At 65.6% G+C, this 17,435-nt stretch carries 16 protein-coding genes and 1 pseudogene; 9 read left to right on the top strand and 8 right to left on the bottom strand.

Annotated features, from left to right (window positions below; all coding sequences use genetic code 11):
- Nucleotides 1–59: 59 nt before the first annotated feature.
- From DYI95_RS03075 to DYI95_RS03045, 7 genes are all read right to left on the bottom strand, one after another.
- Nucleotides 60–1,793, bottom strand: coding sequence for an O-antigen ligase (locus tag DYI95_RS03075; protein ID WP_158556060.1), 1,734 nt, complete (start codon nt 1,791–1,793; stop codon nt 60–62).
- 22 nt (nt 1,794–1,815) lie between these two features.
- On the bottom strand, nt 1,816–2,274 hold the full coding sequence (locus tag DYI95_RS03070; RefSeq protein WP_116900867.1) for a DUF4330 domain-containing protein: 459 nt from the start codon (nt 2,272–2,274) through the stop codon (nt 1,816–1,818).
- A 114-nt stretch (nt 2,275–2,388) separates the two neighbouring features.
- Nucleotides 2,389–3,663 (bottom strand): glycosyltransferase family 4 protein, encoded by a 1,275-nt coding sequence (locus DYI95_RS03065; protein ID WP_116900868.1) that lies wholly within the window; start codon nt 3,661–3,663, stop codon nt 2,389–2,391.
- Nucleotides 3,664–3,939: 276 nt separating this feature from the next.
- Nucleotides 3,940–6,174: a SpoIID/LytB domain-containing protein gene (locus DYI95_RS03060; protein ID WP_147308122.1), complete on the bottom strand. Its 2,235-nt coding sequence runs from the start codon at nt 6,172–6,174 to the stop codon at nt 3,940–3,942.
- A 960-nt stretch (nt 6,175–7,134) separates the two neighbouring features.
- The gene (locus DYI95_RS03055; RefSeq protein ID WP_116900870.1) at nt 7,135–7,941 is read right to left on the bottom strand and encodes a UPF0236 family transposase-like protein; all 807 of its coding nucleotides are present in this window, start codon (nt 7,939–7,941) and stop codon (nt 7,135–7,137) included.
- Nucleotides 7,941–8,375, bottom strand: coding sequence for a UPF0236 family transposase-like protein (locus DYI95_RS12810; RefSeq protein WP_158556061.1), 435 nt, complete (start codon nt 8,373–8,375; stop codon nt 7,941–7,943). Before DYI95_RS12810 ends, DYI95_RS03055 begins: the two co-directional genes overlap by 1 nt.
- 9 nt (nt 8,376–8,384) lie before the next feature.
- Nucleotides 8,385–8,585, bottom strand: coding sequence for a hypothetical protein (locus tag DYI95_RS03045; protein ID WP_116900872.1), 201 nt, complete (start codon nt 8,583–8,585; stop codon nt 8,385–8,387).
- Between the two features lie 345 nt (nt 8,586–8,930).
- On the opposite strand from DYI95_RS03045, the gene DYI95_RS03040 reads away from it, so the two are divergent.
- Entirely contained in the window at nt 8,931–9,611 is a 681-nt protein-coding gene (locus DYI95_RS03040; protein WP_147308123.1) for a hypothetical protein, read from the top strand.
- Nucleotides 9,612–9,716: 105 nt separating this feature from the next.
- Here DYI95_RS03040 and DYI95_RS13180 read toward each other — a convergent pair.
- Nucleotides 9,717–10,064: pseudogene (locus tag DYI95_RS13180) on the bottom strand (transposase); the annotation flags it as partial.
- Between the two features lie 138 nt (nt 10,065–10,202).
- Here DYI95_RS13180 and istA point away from each other — a divergent pair.
- From istA to DYI95_RS03000, 8 genes are all read left to right on the top strand, one after another.
- The gene (gene istA / locus DYI95_RS03030; protein WP_164581341.1) at nt 10,203–11,426 is read left to right on the top strand and encodes an IS21 family transposase; all 1,224 of its coding nucleotides are present in this window, start codon (nt 10,203–10,205) and stop codon (nt 11,424–11,426) included.
- Nucleotides 11,423–11,779, top strand: a complete 357-nt coding sequence (locus tag DYI95_RS03025) for an ATP-binding protein (protein WP_305849870.1) — start codon at nt 11,423–11,425, stop codon at nt 11,777–11,779. Before istA ends, DYI95_RS03025 begins: the two co-directional genes overlap by 4 nt.
- Before the next feature lie 324 nt (nt 11,780–12,103).
- Nucleotides 12,104–12,601, top strand: coding sequence for an IS110 family transposase (locus tag DYI95_RS03020; protein ID WP_243149834.1), 498 nt, complete (start codon nt 12,104–12,106; stop codon nt 12,599–12,601).
- Nucleotides 12,602–12,633: 32 nt separating this feature from the next.
- A protein-coding gene (locus tag DYI95_RS03015) for an IS3 family transposase (RefSeq protein WP_164581340.1) occupies nt 12,634–13,829 on the top strand; the annotation gives its coding sequence in 2 pieces (ribosomal slippage) (nt 12,634–12,925 and nt 12,925–13,829; 1,197 coding nt in all).
- Nucleotides 13,830–14,273: 444 nt separating this feature from the next.
- Nucleotides 14,274–15,338, top strand: a complete 1,065-nt coding sequence (locus tag DYI95_RS03010) for an IS1634 family transposase (protein ID WP_243149771.1) — start codon at nt 14,274–14,276, stop codon at nt 15,336–15,338.
- A gap of 91 nt (nt 15,339–15,429) precedes the next feature.
- Nucleotides 15,430–15,891, top strand: a complete 462-nt coding sequence (locus DYI95_RS12240) for an IS1634 family transposase (protein ID WP_243149833.1) — start codon at nt 15,430–15,432, stop codon at nt 15,889–15,891.
- Between the two features lie 305 nt (nt 15,892–16,196).
- Nucleotides 16,197–16,562 (top strand): hypothetical protein, encoded by a 366-nt coding sequence (locus DYI95_RS12235; protein WP_243149832.1) that lies wholly within the window; start codon nt 16,197–16,199, stop codon nt 16,560–16,562.
- A gap of 104 nt (nt 16,563–16,666) precedes the next feature.
- Nucleotides 16,667–17,134 carry an ATP-binding protein gene (locus DYI95_RS03000; protein ID WP_305849869.1) on the top strand — a complete coding sequence of 156 codons (468 nt, stop codon included), beginning with the start codon at nt 16,667–16,669 and terminating at the stop codon, nt 17,132–17,134.
- The last annotated feature ends 301 nt before the right edge of the window (nt 17,135–17,435 follow it).

Here is a 17,435-nt window from a genome sequence, read left to right as displayed (position 1 = left end):
TCCTGGAGGTATGGGCCCTCCGGGCCGGTTCCTCATTGCCTGGCTCATAGCGGCCTGGCTCATAGCGCGCCGATCCGGACCTCCCTGGGCTCGCCGGCCCCCGCCTCCTCGCCCCTGGCGCCTCCGCGGGTTTGCGCCCGGCCCTCACCGGCGGGCGGTAGCGGGCCGAGGGGTGCGCGTCCCGGCGACAGGACCACCAGCACCGCCAGCAGCAACCAGTAGTACAGCACGACCCGCGGGTGGAAAAAGGTGATGTTGGACAGGCTCTGCACCAGGAACGCAATCATACCACAACCGGCACCCAGGAACAGCAGCCGGTCGCCGGGCCCGGCACCGTGCCGCCAGCCGGCAAAGGCAGCCCGCAGCGCGAGCAGCACGATGACCAGGAACACTAGAAGCCCCAGCAGCCCGGTCTCGGCTGCCACGGTCAGGAAAGCGTTGTGGGACGAATACGTGGCAAACCGCTGGTCCAGCAAGGGGTAATCGCGAATGACGTCAGGGTAGTAGGCCAGGTAGTTCCCGGCCCCGACCCCAAGCCAGGGCGACCGGCTCCACATCACCAGGGCCGCCCGGTAGAGATTCAGGCGGAATGCCCCGGACCCTTCAGAAAAGTCCAGTAGTCCAGCCAGGCGCTCCAGCATCCCCGGGATCAGGAACACGGCCGCCGCACCCGCAGCAGCGACCACCACCAGGTAGCGGGAATCGACCAGAAGGACGAACACCGCCACCGCCAGGGCGAGCCCGAGCCATCCACCCCGGGTGTAGGTCAAAAACTCTGCTGCCAGCATGGCAACGATCGTGGCGACATAGAAGGCGCGGCGCCACGGCCGGGGCGCCGCCGGCGCGCCCTGAGCGGCAGCCCCCCCGCCCACGCCTCCACCCGTGCCTTCCTCCCGTTCTGCGCCTGCTGCGCCACGGGGCTGCTGCTCGCCCACCGATCCGCGCAGGGTTCCTAAAAGGCGCCCCAGGGCCACGGGGATGAGCAGGATGAGATACTCCGAAAGAAAATTGGGGTTTTCCTGGGTCGAGCCGACGCGGCCGCGAATGGCTCCGGCCCCGGCACCGGCCAGCCCCGACACCGTCAGGTCGACACCCAGGGCGTATTGAACCAGGCCGATCAGGGCCACCAGCAACCCACCGGCCAGCATGGCGTCGATGATCCAGTGGCCCAGGCGCCGGCGCCCCCGCACCAGGTCGACCGTCATATAGAACAACACGAAGAACGAGGCCTGGCGCGCCAGGGTCTGAAATCCTTCGACCAGGGACCGGGCGTTGAGCAGGGAGACGGCCAGGATCGTGAGGTAAAGGGCAAAGGGCAAATCGAAGGCCGTCAGGGGTAGGCCCGTGAGGGACCTCACCGGCCGCTCCCGGCCGGGCGCCGCAGGCTCCGCGGCCGGGCGGAGAGCCCAGTGTACGAGCCACGCCACGGTGACCAGGGGGATCAGAAGCACCTCAACGGTGACCGGAATGGGACCGATCTGGCGGCGGAATGGGACCAGCGCCACCAGAAAGGCGGTCACCACCAGGCCCCAGGCTGCCGCCACACCGGCCGCCCGGGGCACGACCCCGCGGGGATCGACCTCCGCCCACCCGGCCGCCACCCGGTTGCGGGCGGTCGCAACCAGCCAGCCGAGGGCCGAGGCCCCCCACCAGTCGCGGGGGGCGGGCAGAGGGGACGTCAGCCACCGCCAGAGGAAGCTGCCGCCGAGCAGGTCACGCCAGGCGCGCATGAGCCCGCTCAAGAAGGCCGCGATCAAACTCTCTCCCCATACCCGGCGGATGGCCTCCAGCAAGCGCGCTGCCTCCTTCCCCACACTACCAGCGGACGTCGACCACCGTGCCCTTGACCACCGTGCGCGGCGTCGCCAGAGAAAATTCGCGCCCGATCTGCAGCGATTGGCCACGCAGCTCGTAATGGTTCTGCACCTTCACGGCGCGGCCGCGCGCCGTCACCAGCACGTCCCGAAAATAACGCGACTCGCCCTCACGCAAGAATCCGCCGTCTTCCAGCACGACGGGGCTCGGCCGCATGGTCACATCCACGACTTCCGCGGCCGGCTGCGCGCTGGGACTGTAAAGGACATCGCCGACGTTGAACATGTTGCGGGCCTGCACTTCAGGCACCCTGCTGACCAGCACGGTGAAGGTGACATCCCGAGCCTCGGCCGGCTCCGCGCTCTCCGGCCCAATGCGCGTGTAAACCACAAACCCCACCGCAAGCAACACCACGATGACCAGCAAATCGAGGAGGTTGAAACGAAAGCGCTTCTCCATCCTTGCCGGCTCTCCCCTCTGTCCCCGCCCGCTCCCTGCCGCCTTCGGACCTCTCGTCGCTCCCGCGCCAACCTTCCCGGTTCCGGTTTCACCCTGGCGGCCACCGGCACCGGCTCACCGGTCAGCGCTTGCCTGTTGACCCGCCCTCGCCGGTTTGGCCACCAGGTGCTCTTGATAAATCTCGAGGAACCGGCGGGCGGCCGCCAGGTGGGAATGGTGCTGGAGCACGTACTGGTAGGCTGATTCGGCCATGCGCTCGGCCAGCGGGCGGTCCAATGCGACCTTCCACAGCGCCCGGGCCAGCGCCTCCGGATCGCGCTGGGGAACAAGCAGGCCGGTTTCCCCATCCCGAACGATCTCGCGCAGCCCCCCGATCGCCGACGCCACCAGCGGCACGCGGAAGGCCATGGCCTCCAGGGCACTGATGGAGGTGGCCTCTTCCACCCCGGCCTCGTGCACCGAGGGGACGACCACAACATCGGCTGCCCTGAGATACTGCCCCATGGCGGCATGGGGCCGCTCGCCCTCAATTCGGCAGTAGGGCTCAAGGCCCCTTTCCCGGACGAACCGGCGGACAAGCGCGTCCTGCTCTCCGCTCCCGACAATTACCAGCAGTGGGCGAAGGGTTTCCGCGCCGGCCGCCAGCTTCTGGGCCACCGGTCCGGCGACACCCCCCGGTACTCCCGTCCCCCGCCCTGGCCGAATGAGGCCCTCTAGGGCCTGAATGGCGTACAGCACGCCGTTCTTGGCGGTCAGTCGCCGCGGGCACAGGATGACGAAGGCGTCCTGCGGGATGCCCAGGGCGGTACGCGCCGCGGCCCGAGACGGAACCCGTCCCGGCCAGTCCAGGTCGATGAAGTTCTGGACCACCGTCACCCGGTCATGGCCTGCCAGCCGCCGCACATGGGCTGCAATGCGAGAGTCCACGGCCACCACATGGCGTGCCCCCGCCAGCCCCCGCCGCTCCAGCTCCAGCAACCAGCGGTGGGCCGCGGTCCCGGGCCGAACCCGGCCGGCGGCCACGTGCTCATCGGTGGGATAGCCGTGGGCGGTGTAGACGTAAGGCAGCCCCGCTCGCTGGGCCGCGGCGGCGGCCATGGGGTCCTCCACGTTGAGGGCCTGAACCCACGGCGCCTCGACCCGCAGGGTCCGGCTCAGAAAATGCACCCGCATGGTGGCCGTCCACATGGCCCCCCAACCCCACCGGACCCGGTTGAGGGCCCAGGACGGGCCGCGGGTCAGAACCTTGGCTGCAGGGCTGAAATCGGCAAAGGAGCGGATGCGTACGGCATGTCCCAGCGCTTCCAGCCCCCTGCGCAGCAGGTCCATGTGGGTCGAGAGCCCGCCGGCGTGGGGGAACCGGTTCCCCGTGACCAGCAAGATGCGCAAGCCATGTTCCTCCCACCAGCCGGCCCCTGCGTCCGGTCGACCGGCGTGATCGGCACCCTCTCGTCCCGCACCGGGCGGGCATCGGGTGCACGCCACTGGTGTCCTGCCGGCGCACCGCGCCCCGGCGCGGCAACCCGCAAGGCACTCGGGGCGGACAACCCTTCCCCATTATACGGCGGTTTCAATCCGCACAAAGGGAGGCCGCACCCGGCCTCCCTTGTCAACAGCGCCTCTTCTCAGACGGCGGTCCGGAGCGAACCTCGCGGCCGCATCCCGTTACGGCTGACAGTTACCCGCCCAGCAGTACTCAAAACCTCGTACCGCCACCGCGGCCGCCATGGCCCGCATCATCGGGTCACCCGGTGCAAAGCGGGTGGTGCTGATCCCCTTCATGATCCCGGCCGCCGACACGGCACCGATGGCCCCGGCAAAGTCGCTGTTGTCGGGCACATCGGGGAAGGTCTCCGGCTGGCTTGGTAGCTTGAAGGCCCGCTGCAGGATGAGCGCTGCTTCCTGGCGCTTGATGGGCTTCTCGTACCCGAAGGTCCCGTCGGGATAGCCGCTGATGATCCCCGCGGTGTAAGCCTTGACAATGTAAAGATAGAACGCCTGATCGGGCTTCACGTCGGGGAACGCGGGGACCTGGTCCGCAGCCAGGGGCCCTCCCTTCAGCCGCTCCAGTGCTTCCACGATCATCTTGGCAAATGCGCCACGGGTCAGGGTCTCGTTGGGATAGAACCGCGCCCACAGGTCACCGTCCACCAGGCCCGCCTGGTAGGCGCGGTTGACATCCTGCGCCAGGTCCCCCGTGGTCACGTCGGGGAACTGCCGGGGGTAGAGCTTGTCCGGCAAAAGGAAGGCCGAAGGCAGGCCCACCCGCGAGCGGAAGACCCGCGCCAAGACGTCCACTTGCCCCGCCGTACCGCTGATCCGGATAACCCTCGGCGTCATGCTGTCAGGGTTTCGTTCCACCGCCTCGATGGACTGGAGCGTACCAATCTCAGGCCACAGCTTTTCAATGACCGTGCGGGAGACGTCCCGGCGCCAGCGGAAGTAGGTGTCCTCGTAGCGCGTCCCGTTGTAGTCATAGAACTCCGGCGTGATGGCGGTTCCGTCGCGCAGCACGAACCGGTCCTCCCGGCCGCGCAGGTAGGGCTCGGGCTCTCCCGTCCCATCGGCGAAGGCCTCCCTGTTCGACGCCACGTACCCACCGTTGCCCGCCGTGAAGTTGGCGGAGATCAGCACCCCGTTGTACATCAGCACCTGGGCGTCGGTGGCCTTCACGACCTGTTCGATCTTCGGCCGGTAGGTCTTGTCGCTGTACCGGCCATAAAACACCTGATCATAGGTAGAATCGACCAGGTTCGTGGTCAGGCCGAAGTTCTGCCGGGCGGCGTACGTACGGGCCGCCACCGCCTGCGCCTTCAGGGCCTCGACGGACCAGGACGCCGGCGATTCGTGGGGTACCACCCCGACCAGGTAGTCGAAGAGGTTCACCTTGTTCCTCACGGTGATACCCGCGTTGCTTCCCGCAATCGCCTTTGGCGCCTCGAACTCCAGGCGCCCTTCGTAGTCCCGGCAGCCACGGAAAGCATGGTCGGAACTGGGGTCGCAGGTGGTCTGGGGATAATGCAACTGAGCCGTCTTCCCCTGAGGGATCACCAGATCCAGCTGTTCGGTGGTCGAACCGGCGGCCGTGGGCTTGCCATGGAGTTCGACCACCGGCCCGCCGGTAGTGAGCGACTGCCAGCGGAACCCTACGGTGGTATCGAAGGTCACCCGGTAGCTGCCCGCCGGCAACGATTGTGCGGTGGCCCCCTCCAGCACCGCGCCGTCGGGTACGTCGACCACCCACATCAGGCGGGGCTGGGGGGCACTGCTCTGAACGCCGTTTTCATCCAGGGAGAGTCCCACCCGGACCTGCTGGCCGGTGTCAGCCGTACCCCGCTTCACCAGCTGTGCACCCGGGTAGTAGTGGGCCAGGATGTCACGGTAGGGCACACCCAGCCGGCCCAGCCCTTCGGCCCCCCGCTGAGACATCCCGGTCCGGTGGCCGTACCCCCCGCCGAAGAACCGGACCCAGTCGGTAATGGGATTCGGCTGGGTCGACGTCGCCGTGGCGGACGCCCCAGTCGCCGATGCGTCACTCCCCGTGGCCGTTACACCCGCCGCCTCGCCCGATGCACCCGCGGCGGTGGTACCCGAATCGGCAGTGGTACCCAATTCTGCGGTGGTCCCCGAACCGGCCGCCGCGTCCCCGCCACTATCCGGATTTGTCCCGGAATCACTGCCACCGCTGCTCGACGCCGCATCCCCATTGGTGCCCGTGACCTGGAAGTCGCCGCTCGCCTGAAGGGTAAAACCGGCGGTCCCATCGGCGACCTTCGTAGCAGCACCTCCGGGGATCCCCACCACGACGGGGCCCACCCGGGGCTGGCTCGTCTCCCCAGGGACCTCTTCGAAGGTGAGGGCCACCTCGCGCGTCCCGGGCGGCACGACCACCTCATGCACAACCCCACCACCCGGGACCACATCGACAATTCGAACCTCAACTCCTTGCGGCACCTTGACAACAGGCCCGCCCTGAGGAACCACGAACCGTACAGCCTGGGCCCCCTTCGGCAGGGTCACCTTCAGGCGACCCTCGGGCGCCGAAAGTTCCCAGGCCTGCCCTGTCCACACCAATCCGTCGAGCTGCGTGACGGATCCGCGTCCCGCAGCCGGAGATGCCGGGGAGAGGTTTGGGGAAAGATTCGAGCCTGCCGCGGCAAGAGGACCGACACTGAGCATAAGGAAGACCGAGACCGCAGACGCAAGCCAGGCTAGCCTTTTGCCCACAGGACGTTGCCAGCGACTGCCCACCGGGCCGCGCTGCCTTCTCGACACAACGGTCATCCTTTACCCTCCGTGACCCGTTCCGGCGCACCATGGGCGCCTGCCTTGCACCGTTCCCCCTTTCTTTCCACCCTTCGACAAAAAGGTCCTGCCGCATTACGAACATACGGAGGCTCCCGGAGCGTCCTGGGACATGCTCGGACAGGCAAGTGCGCTGCCATCTCCGCCTGCATCCCAGGACGATCCGAGACCCTCCGTAAGAGGGAAATCACGGTGTCACGGAGTTTCCGGCGATGGCAGACCTCCGAGCAGCTGGCGAAGGCCACCGAGGTGTAGTGCGCTCCATGTCTCGGGGCGGTGCATCAGGCCGGGCCCCCGCCGGTGACGCCACACCGCCATGCTGACGGTGGCCATCTCCAAATTCGACAATAAGCTTGGTCGGTTGCCATATCCAATGCCAAGAGGAGGTGCCGGTGAACGACGCGAGGTCGTCCACCGGCACCCGCAGCCCGTCATGGTCGGCCGTCTGGCACCATCGGTGGTGTGAGGTTAGCCTGATCGGCCTCACCCGTTAACGATGGGCCGCTTCGCGACTGCATGAAGCTTCGGTAGGCGCCGCCCCGGCTCACGGTCTTGTCATGCCACGGATAGGTCTGCCAGATGGCGGAGCGCCCGGACCCATTCGCGGTCGGCGTAGGGACCGTGCAGCGCCGGGATCCGCGCCCGAAGCCACTGGGCCGCATCCTCAATCTGCTGGGTTGTGAGACGGGTCCCGAACAACCGTCCTTGTGAGATGGATGTCCCGGACGAAATTTCGCGGCGTCGCCAGGCCGGGCGTGCGTACCGGTCCAGTTCACCATTCGCTCGCGCCGCCAGCAGGCGGCCCAGGTGCCGGGCACCGTCTTCGTTCCACGACGCACCCCGCCGTTTCATCCGCCGGGCCACCACGTGGTAATTGTGACCTTCGATCGTGCCAAGCCGGCGTCCATCGGGGTGCGTCACAATCCCGTTCCACTGGTTCTTGAGGTACCGCTTCAGTTCGTTCACCCGTTCCCGATGCTCGCCCTCCGCACGCCGGCGGGCGGCATTCAGGATCGCCGCCACGTCCGCCCAGGGCTTGCCCGCCTCGACAGCCGCCGTCAGCTGCCGATGGGCTTCCGGGTCATGCCGCAAGGCCCGGCGCATGGCCTGTTTGGGGTGGAATGGGTCGAGGCGATAGGTGGCCTGGGGCAGGTACTCCAGCACCTTGCGGATCCATGGCGCTCCATCCCCACCCACCGTGCACCGTTCCACCCGGCTCCAGTCCCATTCCGCCGCAAAGGCGGCCAGGGCCTCTTCCACCGACGCCGTCCCTTCACCCACCGCCACGTGCACCCGCCGGTTCTTGAGCACCGTTCGCCCCCGCGCGTCTTCGGTCTTCCCCTCGTAGGCCAACGCATGCATCAGGGCGATCCGTTCCTCCTCCCGTCCGGCCCGCGCCGCCGGCTACGGACCAGCACCTCGCCAAATTCCAGATCCACCGCGGTCGCGATCCGGCGCCCGCGCGGAAGGACACCCCGCTCAAACACCACCTCCCGCTGGACCTTGGCGTCGTCGTCCGCCCGGGCGCCCGCCGCCTGCGCATCCTCCCACAGGGCCATGGCACTGAGGCGGACGGCCCCGCAGCTCACTCGCTCCAACCACTCCGTGGCAGCGGGATAGGGCACCTGCGTGCATAGCTGAATCCCGAATTCCTGCACCTCACGCTGCCGCGGCGCCAGCCCCATCACCTCGTCCAGCAAGTACCGCCCGCCGCCGCCCTGCCGGTCCTTGGAATACCGCCGCGTCCACCGGATCTCCCCGACCCACGTCAGCAGCCTCCGCGGCTTGGCATGCACACACCGCAGTCACCGCCGGTCACGCTGTTCCATCAACTGCCGGTCCACCGCTTCCAGCGCTGTCACCAGCACCTGCCGTGCGGCTTCCTGCGTGGCCTGCAATAGGGCCATCTCGAGCGCCCGGAAATCGGGCACGTCCCGCAATGCCTTCTCCACAGCCTGCGCCAACTGCAGGGTAATCGCCCCGAGCTGACGAATCACCCCATCCATGGAGAGACCTCACCTCCACTCTTGGTCGGGGTGATCGGCTGTCCCGGTTGGGACAACCTGGTGAGGTCTCTCCTTCGCTTTTCCCCCACCAGCACCTACCGAAACTTTAAACAGCCCCAAGGCCGGACCCGTATACGGGTAGGGACAACCTGGAGGAGGTGGTGAAGGGTTCCTGACACCAACCAACCCGAAGAAGAGTGAAATTCCATCACTTGACGGGACGTGACCGTACCTTTTAGCCCCATGCGGTGAAGTTAGTTTCCCAAAATAGGCTCAACGGCGGCACGGATTGTATCGATTATTATTGATTGGCAATTCACTCTTCGGAACAAGGAGGATGGGCCAGTGGAACGGTTGCTTTTAACCATCATGCGGCGAGTCCACACGCCCATTTATTCTTATTGGCGTTACGTCGTCCCAGCGTTCACAAGAAGAACGCACAATTTCCCTGCGTTTCTTCGCAAACTGTTTCACGACGAATACGTTAGTAATACGTATGCCTTTATTAATGGTCTCTTGACAGGCCTAGGCGTGTCCCTAGCGGCAACATTGGTTTTGATAGTGTCCTTACCATTTTATACATTTTCGGCTATCCGCTTGTTCTTGACCCTGTTTTTAACGTTAGGCGCCATAAGTTTAGCGCTATTTGAATTCGGGTGGCTGTTTGAAAGTGCCAATAAAAGGGTGCAAACTATATATTATCGTATTTCAGTTCATACAGAGAACGTGCTTCTTGTCAGAAAAAACGTGCTTGCATTTAAATTTGGCATACTTTCTTTTGCAACAACTATCGTTGGCGCACTTCTCACCCTTTTTTCAAGCGCTATCGTCGATTTATTGCGAAAATCTTATCTGTTCAGCCCCATAGATATCGTCAGCAACGAAATCCTCGCCCTAATCGTTAATGTTTTATATTACGCCTCACTGTTGGCGTGGTTCTATATAATATTCGAGTTCCCATTCATTCGGCCTTTGATTAATAAATGGTTAGAAATGCGCTGCATTGACGCGAGGCTCAACCGGTAATACAATAAGGTCCTCCAACACGGTGCAAATACAGGCTGCCGACAGACGTGTCACCGCCGGTGCAAAGGGACTGTTGAAATAGGGGCTGCTGCGCGCGTTTACATCCTACCGGGAACCCGCCCGTGCATTGTCGTTCTTTCCACTCGGTGGGTCTGGGCTCCGGTCATGGGGGCCCCGCCAGTATCGCAGGATCTTCAGCAGGTTGTGTGCGAAGGCTGCCAAGTAACCTTCGCACTGTACGTCGTCCAATCCAAAGCGCCTCGCTCGGTGGTACCGTAATCGGTCAAGCCGGGTAAATACTCCCTCGACGACGGTGCGGCGCCTTCGCGCCAACCGACGATAACGTGCCGTTCGCAACCGCCTCTCAGCTTCCTGGAGTTCCCGTTCGTAGACAGAAAGTTGAACGAAGCGCCGTTTGGATTGAGGCGGCAGACACGAAGATAGCAGCGGACACCCTTGGCAGTGTCAGCGCCAGTGATAAATTGACCCGGGATCGCCAGGTAAGAAGTGACCCACCCCCCAGCAAAGACACCTTCCGAATCCAGCCACGGAGCGGGAGGTGTCGTCGACAGCATGCTGGGAGGTGGGAAAGTGAAGCGACTGTACGAGCTTCATGGCGAGGGGCGGTCCATCCGGGAGATTGCCCGAACCCTCGGGGTCTCCCGGAACACCGTGCGGCGTTACCTTCGCTCGCCCGAGGTTCCCCGGCCGACGCCGCGGGCGCCCCGCGGGTCAAAACTTGACCCCTACCAGGAGTTTATCCGGCAACGGGTCACGGAGGGAGTGAAAAACTGCGTCGTCCTCCTGCGGGAGTTGAAGGCGCAGGGGTATACGGGCAGCTACACCCTCCTCAAGGAGTTCGTCCGCCCCCTCCGTTGCGGCCGGTCCGCACCGGGGACGGTCCGGTTCGAAACGTCGCCGGGCCAGCAGGAGCAAGGGGACTGGGGCAGTTGTGCCTACACGCTCCCGGACGGGTCCGTCCGGCGCAAGTGGGTCTTCGCGATGGTCCTTAGCTGGTCCCGGGCCGTGTACGCCGAGTTCACGGATCGGGCCGACACCGCGTACTTCATCCGGTGCCACTTGAATGCCTTCCGGTACTTTGGTGGGGTTCCGGAGACGTGCCTGTATGACCGGACCAAGCTGGTGGTGTTGGGCCAAGACGAGCACGGCGAGCCGCAGTGGAATGAACGCTTTCTGGACTTTGCCCTGCGGCTGGGTTTTGCCATCCGGCTCTGCCAGGGCTACCGCCCCCAGACCAAGGGCCGGGTGGAAAGCGGCATCAAGTACGTCAAGGGCAACTTCTGGCCCGCGGTTCGGTTCACGGATCTGGATGACCTGAACCGGCAGGCCCTGGCGTGGTGTGATACCGTGGCCAACGTCCGCATCCACGGCACCACCCATGAGCGGCCCGTGGACCGGTTGGCGATCGAACGAGGGGCCTTGCGGCCGTTGCCCCCGCAGGAGCGGCTTAGGCCGTGGCTGCGCGAGCAGCGGCAGGTGGGCCGGGACGGTTACGTGCAGTGGGAACGGGCGTGGTACGGCCTGCCGTGGCCCTGGCGGCCCGGCCAGCTCGTCCAGGTCCAGCCGGGCGAGGGCGTGGTCGAGCTCTGGGTCGATGACCAGCGGGTGGCGGTGCATCCCCGGGCCCTCCGGCCGGGCCAGCGCTTCACGCACCCGCAGCAGTGGGCGGGGTTGTCCGCGAAGAGTGGCCGTCCGCGGCCGGAGCCCCGGGCGGTGCAATGGCCCACGGTGGAAGTCGAGCGACGGTCTTTGAGCACCTACGAGGCTCTGGCCGAGGCGGTGAGTCGGCGATGATCGCCCTGGAGAAGGCCCGGCAGTACCTGGAGCAGCTGGGCTTGAGCCACGCGGCGGCGGTTCTCGAAAGCCGCCTGGAGGCCGCCGCCCAGAAGCAGCTCCCCTACCCCGACTTCCTCGTGGACCTGCTGGGCCTCGAGGCGGCGGCGCGCCGGGAGCGCTACCTGCGGACACGGACACGACTGGCGCATTTGCCCTTTCACCGCACCCTGGAGCAGTTCGACTTCGGGTTCCAGCCGTCCGTCGACGAGCGCCAGATTCGCGAGCTGGCTACCCTCGCCTTCGTCGCCGACGCCGCCAATGTGATCTTCCTCGGACCACCAGGCGTGGGCAAGATGGTCTGTCACTTATGATGAAGGCGGGGACGGGCCCGCACGGCCCCGCTCCCGGCCCTGCTGCACGAACGGTCTCAAGCTCTGAAGTGTGTTTGGGGATTAGGAAACCCTTGGCAAGATGTGGGCTAGGCCGTTCGAGCAGCGGGTCGAACGGCCAACAGACCGGTGGGCCGAGAGCCTTGATGGTGATGTGGCGCCGACGGGGTCGGGAGCCGAGGCGACCGTCTCGGGCAGGAAGCCCCACACAAACGACCAATGGGACCGGCCGCGGCCGTGAGCCCTCATCGGTGACCTGGGCGCGGCCCGGGGCGGTCTCCTCGGGTCCTGACCGGGAGGGCGAGGATGGACAATGTTCCTCGTACCTATGTAGGCATCGATGTCGGGCGGCGGAGTCACCGGGCTGCGATCTTGCCCATCGGGCGAGCCATGCACGGGTGGGAGCACGCCCCGGTGCTCGCCTTTACGGCGGACACCGACGGTTTCCGTGAGTTCTTCGATGCCCTCCACGCAGCGGGCGCCACGCCCGCCAACACCATGTGCGCACTGGAACCGACCGGCGGCTACTACTCACAGCCCATCTTCCAGGCCCTCAAGTACCACGGGTTCGAAGTCCTCTGGGTCAAGAACCAGGCCGTGCATGACTTGCGGGAAACGCTGTACGGTCGCCGATCGAAGACCGATGCGGAAGACGCACGGCTCATTGCCCGGTTGCTCTATCTCCGCGAGGCGATCGGCCAGGAGTACGCGTTCCAGGTGGCCCACACGGGGAGTGCACCCTATCGAAACCTTCGCCTCCTGGTGGAAGCTGGACTTGCCCCGGTTTCGTGGACACCCCGATAGTTGGGGCATAAGCCCCGGAAAGGGTGATCCCCATGCCGGCCACGAAGCCGCCGTACCCTCCGGAGTTCCGGGCCGAAGCCGTCCGTCTCGTCCGGGAGAGCGGGAAGAAGCTCCAGCAGATTGCCGCCGACCTCGGCGTCTCGGAAGCCAGCCTGCGGAAGTGGGTTCGCCAAGCCGAGATCGACGCGGGGCAGCGCCCCGGGTTGACGACCGCCGAACGGGAGGAACTCAACCGGCTGCGGCGGGAGAACCGGATCCTGCGGGAGGAGCGTGAGATTTTAAAAAAAGCCGCGGCCTTTTTTGCCCAGGAGAGCCGGCGGAACCGGTGACCGTGTTTCGGTTCATCGAGCAGGAGAAGGTCCACCATCCGGTGGCCACCCTGTGCCGTGTCCTGGGCGTCTCGACGAGTGGCTATTACGCATGGCGGCAACGTGGCGCCTCCAGGCGATCCCGGGAGGACGCGGCCTTGAGCCAGCGGATCCGGCTCATCCATGCCGGCAGCCGGGGTACGTATGGCGCGCCCCGCATCCATGCGGAGCTGCGGTTGGCGCATGGGGTCCGCTGTGGTCGGAAGCGCATCGCCCGGCTGATGCGGGCCATGGGGCTGGCCGGCGTGTACCGGCGCCGGACCCGGGGGATCACACGCCGGGACCCCCGCCGCCCGGTCTACCCCGATCGGCTGCATCGCCAGTTTGTGCCCGATGCGCCCAACCGGGTGTGGGTGGCGGACCTCACACAGCACCGCACTGAAAAGGGCTGGCTGTACCTGGCCACGGTGGTGGACGGCTTCTCCCGCGCCGTGGTGGGCTGGGCCATGGGCGACCGGCCCGTGGCGGATCTCGTGGTCGACGCCGTCACCATGGCGGTGCGGCGTCGCCGGCCGGGGCCCGGCCTGATCCACCACTCCGACCACGGGGCACAGTACACCTCGTTGGCGTTCACCCGTCGCTTGGAGGCCCTCGGCATCGCCGGATCGATGGGTTCCGTGGGCGATGCACTGGACAACGCCGTGGCCGAGAGTTTCTACGCGACGCTGCAGACAGAACTCCTCGACCGGCAAACCTGGGCGAGCCGGCATCAGCTGCGCATGGCGATCTTCGAGTACGTCGAAGGGTTCTACAACCGGCGGCGCCGTCAATCGGCACTTGGCTACCTCTCGCCCGACGAATACGAGGAGCGTTGGAAGCAGGAGCGAAAGGTTCAGCCCCAGGAAGGGATTGTGGCATAAGCCTCAACCCGTCCACGAAACCGGGTCAACTCCAGAGCTGCGTTGGAAGCAGGTGCAAGCGCACCGGCGGGCATCGAACCAACTGATGCAGGTGCTGGACGTCTTGTTTCCCGAGATGCGGCAGATCTTCCGTAAGGGAACCACACGCCCGACGCCGCTCCATCTCCTCCGCCGTTTCTCGACGGTGCAAGCCCTCGCCGCTGCATCCGAGCAGGATCTACGCCACGTCCTGGTCCATGAGGCCCGCAGCTTGCGCCATCAAGCCGCCGTGTCTGACTCGGGTTTGACCGTTGACGGCCCTGCTTGGTGCCACGCCGCCCCAGGAACCCGCATGAATCAAGGGGTTTCCATGGGGCGGCGGTTCTTTTGGGTCAAAAGTGTAGTGCCACGTGTATTCGGGAAACACTTGTATGGTAAGCACGAACATGCTATGATGGTTGTGCCATGTTCATCCGCCAGAAGACCTTCAAGAACAAAGACGGCTCCACCCGCACCTACCTCCAGCTCGTCGAGAGCGTGCGCCAGGGCGGCCGCGTCCGCCAGCGGGTGGTCGCCACCCTGGGCCGGCTGGAGGATCTTCAGGACGGCCGCCTCGATGCCCTCATCGAGAACCTGGCCCGCTTCTCCCAGAGCACCTGGCGTCGGCTCGAAGAACAGGCCGAACGTCTGAACGTCCGCTGGTCCAAGCAGTGGGGACCGGCCCTGATCTTCGAGCGCCTCTGGCAGGAGGCAGAGCTGGACAAGGCCTTCGCCGCCCTGCTCGAAGACCGCCAGCTTGCCTTCGATGTCGCCGAGGCCGTCTTCACCATGGTGCTCAACCGCCTCACCGACCCCTGCTCCAAGCGCGGCCTGGTGCGCCAGTGGCTGCAGGGCGTCTACCGGCCCCAGGCAGAGCAGTTGGAACTGCACCACTACTACCGGGCCCTGGATGTGTTGGCCGAGCACAAGGAGGCGATCGAGGATCGCCTCTTCGCCCGGGCTCGCGACCTGTTCTGGACCGAGGTCGACGTGGTGATGTGGGACTGTACATCCAGCTACTTCGAAGGCCGAGGGCCGGAGGGGTTGGCTGCCTACGGCTATTCCCGCGACAAACGCCCGGACCGGCCCCAGCTGGTGGTGGGCGTGCTCATGACCCGGGACGGCTACCCCATCGCCCACGAGGTCTTCCCGGGCGATACCGCCGACAAGGCGACCGTGGCGACCGTGCTGGATGCCCTCAAGCGGCGCTTTCACCTGCGCCGGGTGATCTTCGTGGCCGACCGGGGCATGGTCAGCCGTCCGATCCTGCGGGCCATCGAGGAGGCCGGGATGGAGTACATCGTCGGCATGCCCCTGCGTCGGCACCGGGCGGCCGAGGCGGTCTTGAGCCAGCCGGGACGGTATCGCAAGGTGAACAAACAACTCCAGATCAAGCAGGTGACCCACCAAGGCCAGCGCTACATCCTCTGCCACAACCCCTGCAGGCCGAGCACGACCGCCAGGCCCGGGAGGCGGTGCTCGCGCACCTGAAGCAGCGGATCGAGCGCGGCCAAGCCAAGGATCTCCTGCGGAACCGCCTCGTGGCCCGTTACCTCAAGGCCCTGCCCCAGGGGGCGCGTTGGTGGTGAACACCGACGCCGTCAAGCGAGCCACCCGCTACGATGGGAAGTACCTGCTGCGCACCAACACCGACCTGGAACCGGAGGCGGTGGTCCGCGCCTACAAGGATCTCTGGCGGGTCGAGCGCGCCTTCCGCACCCTCAAGTCCGCCCTGGACTTGCGGCCGATGTTCCACTGGACGGAGCGGCGGGTCCGGGGGCACGTCATGGTCTGTTTCCTGGCGCTGGTGCTGGAGAGCCTGTTGTTGCGCAAGCTCCGCCAGCAAAACCCCGAGGCGAGCTACGAGGACGTGCTGAGCGACCTCGCCCAGCTCCATGCCGTGGCGGTGGAACTCGACGGCGAGACCTACCTCACCCGGACCGAGCTGGTGGGCCAAGCCTACGAAGCCTTCAAAGCCGTAGGTCTGCGGCCGCCGGCGCGGGTGCAGCCGATGCCACGTCCCGCCACGACCCCCGCCGGGTAGTGTAGTGGTACGCAGTCCCCGTGTGCCCAAGAAAGCCTTGTGTTTCAAGGGTTCTCAAGGATCACGGTGTCAAAGTCGAGTCTGAACTTCGCCGGTTGGCCCAGACCAGCGTCGGAGCCCGCGAAGGCCGGGACGTGTTGGAGTTGGCCCAGGGGTGGCTGATCCAGCAGCTCCACGACTTGGAGCGCTCCCTGGCGGACCTGGAAGCCCGGATTGAAGCTGCAGTGGAGGAATTCCCCGAGACCGCGATCCTACGTACTTTCCCCTCCATGTCGGCCCGTCGGATTGCCACGTTGCTGGCCGGTATGGGGGCCCCGATTGACGCTTTCCCCAGCGACCGGGCCTTGCGGAAGCAGTGGGGATGGTACGTGGAGATCGAGCAGTCGGGTGCACGCACGCGCTCCCGCCTCGGCCGGGGCGGCTACCGCGGTACGCGCCGAGAACTCTACCTGATGGCGATGCAGCTCATCAAGGAGCAAACCCAGGACAACCCGTTCCGGCATTATTACCGGCGCCTTCTGCGGGGTAACCCCACGCCCAAGGTACCGAAGGTGGCCCTCGGTCATGTGGCGTCCAAGCTCGTCACGGTGATGTACGTATGCATGCGCCGCCGCGAGTCCTATGACCCGGTCAAGCTCTGGCGACACATGGGGGTGAAGACAACGGCTTAGGTTGCCCAATGAAAGGAATCCCCAGCCCACGCCCTCCGGTGGGGGTGCTGATGCTTCTTTTGTCCTTATTCAGCTCAAACGATTCCAAGTGCAAGCCTATTGACATGGTAACCCACCTGAGTGTGGCTCTCGGGATCAAGGCGATCGAGGCCGGTTACGGAGTGTACTTCGTGCGGGCTCACGAACTGCTCGAAGACCTGCGCCGCGCCCAAGCCGAGCACCGACTCGACCGACGCATGCGAGTCTACTTGGCCCCCAAGGTGCTGATCATCGACGAATTCGGGGTCTGGCCCTACGACCGGGCTGCGGCGACCGCCCTGTTCGCCCTGATCTCGGCCCGTTATGAACGGGGCAGCATCATCTTGACCAGTAACAAGGGCTTTGCGGAGTGGGGCGAAGTGTTGGGCGATTCGGTGATCGCCACCGCCATCCTCGACCGGTTGCTTCACCACACCCACGTCATTAACATCCGGGGCGAGAGCTACCGGCTTCGGGAGAAGAAGCGGGCGGGACTGTTCGGCGGGACCCCACCCCGAAGGGAGGTGATGCCACAGGACGGCTCTGCGGAGTAAGTGACCCGAAGGGGTGGGTCAGTTTCCAACCGGCGCCAAGTGGGTCACTTCCAGGTCGGCGTTGACATTCGAAAACCCAATCCCCATCCTTTACCCTCCGTAACCGATCCGGCGCAACAGCTCCGCCCCAACTGCACCACTCCCCCTTTCTTTCCACCCTTCGACAAAAAGGTCCTGCTGTTCCGCACATTCACCGGCCGTTCGCTCCCAGCCACCCCACCGACCTACTACCGGCCCCGCTGACCCAGAGCAACTGGCTCGACGATATGCCTGCTTCCGCGTGGTAGAATTTCGCGTCGTA

The organism is Thermaerobacter sp. PB12/4term (assembly GCF_003403315.2).
Lineage (GTDB): Bacteria > Bacillota > Sulfobacillia > Thermaerobacterales > Thermaerobacteraceae > Thermaerobacter.
This window is presented reverse-complemented; position numbering and strand designations above follow the sequence as displayed.